The organism is Nitratireductor aquibiodomus NL21 = JCM 21793 (assembly GCF_000615975.1).
Classification (GTDB): Bacteria; Pseudomonadota; Alphaproteobacteria; order Rhizobiales; family Rhizobiaceae; genus Nitratireductor; species Nitratireductor aquibiodomus.
The window spans coordinates 1-677 of record NZ_BAMP01000202.1 but is presented as its reverse complement, the minus strand read 5'-3'; the positions used below and the strand labels follow the sequence as shown (position 1 = coordinate 677).

Annotated in this window: 1 pseudogene and 1 other annotated feature; the pseudogene reads right to left on the bottom strand. The window is 62.9% G+C overall.

The window, feature by feature from the left end:
• Positions 1 to 677: pseudogene (locus JCM21793_RS28045) on the bottom strand (IS3 family transposase); the annotation flags it as partial.
• Positions 447 to 563, bottom strand: a sequence feature (AL1L pseudoknot). Its footprint overlaps the pseudogene before it by 117 nt.

The window sequence follows — 677 nt, the reverse complement described above, 5'->3', positions numbered from 1 at the left end:
AACACGGCGTGGGCCGTGCGGCTCACGCGCCATCCGACAATGCGGCGCGCGAAGGCGTCGATGACGAAGGCGACGTAGATGAAGCCCTGCCAGGTCGCGACATAGGTGAAATCACTCACCCAAAGCATGTCCGGCGCCGGCACGCGGAACTGGCGGTTCACCTAGTCCAGCGGGCATGGCTGCGCCTTGTCGGGAAGCGTGGTCTTGATCTTCTTGCCGCGAATGACACCTTCGAGGCCCATGTCCCTCATCAGCCTCTCGACGGTGCATCGGGCCACGTTGAACCCTTCCCGGCGCATCTGGCGCCAAACTTTGCGCACGCCGTAGACTTGGAAATTGGCCTCGAAAACGCGCTGTATCTCGGGACACAGTTTGCCATCGCGCTTGCCCCGATCCGAGAGCCGTTCCGGATCGGCCAGCTTGGCCAGATGATCATAATGGGTGGACGGGGCAATCGGCAGATGCCTGCAGATCGGCTCGACCCCGGGCTCTCCATGGTGATCGTCGATGAAGGCGATCATGACTTCGGTCGGCGGTCGAGCTCCGCCAGAGCAAAATACGCGGACGCCTTGCGCAGGATCTCGTTGGCCTGTTTGAGCTCCCGGTTCTCCCGTTCCAGCGCCCTCAGCCGGTCGACCATCTCCGTCGTTACACCGGCCCGTTCACCGCGATCGACC